Source organism: Pseudomonas sp. 65/3-MNA-CIBAN-0223 (genome assembly GCF_040310425.1).
In the GTDB taxonomy this organism is placed as follows: domain Bacteria; phylum Pseudomonadota; class Gammaproteobacteria; order Pseudomonadales; family Pseudomonadaceae; genus Aquipseudomonas; species Aquipseudomonas gregormendelii.
The window spans coordinates 1-281 of the sequence record NZ_JBEOPV010000097.1 but is presented as its reverse complement, the minus strand read 5'-3'; the positions used below and the strand labels follow the sequence as shown (position 1 = coordinate 281).

Sequence of the window (281 nt, the reverse complement as noted above, 5' to 3'; positions counted from 1 at the left end):
CACCAACACCAACCACCCCACCACCACCACCCCAAACAACCCAAACCGCACCACCCCACCCACCACACCCCACACCACCAAAACAACCCCAACCACCACCCCCAACACCACCAACAACAACCCACCCACAAACACACCCAACACCCCCAACCCCCCCAACACCACCCCCACCAACAAGAACACCAACCACACCAACAACAACCCCAACCCCCACCACACCCCCAACAACCCAACAACAACCACACACCACCCAACAAACAAAAAAAAAAAAAAAACAAGCT

General features: G+C 55.5%; 1 protein-coding gene. It reads right to left on the bottom strand.

The features are described 5' to 3' along the window. Positions 1-183: hypothetical protein (locus tag AAEZ09_RS29610; protein WP_350601610.1), on the bottom strand; the 183-nt coding region annotated here is incomplete at its 3' end. Positions 184-281: the final 98 nt, after the last annotated feature.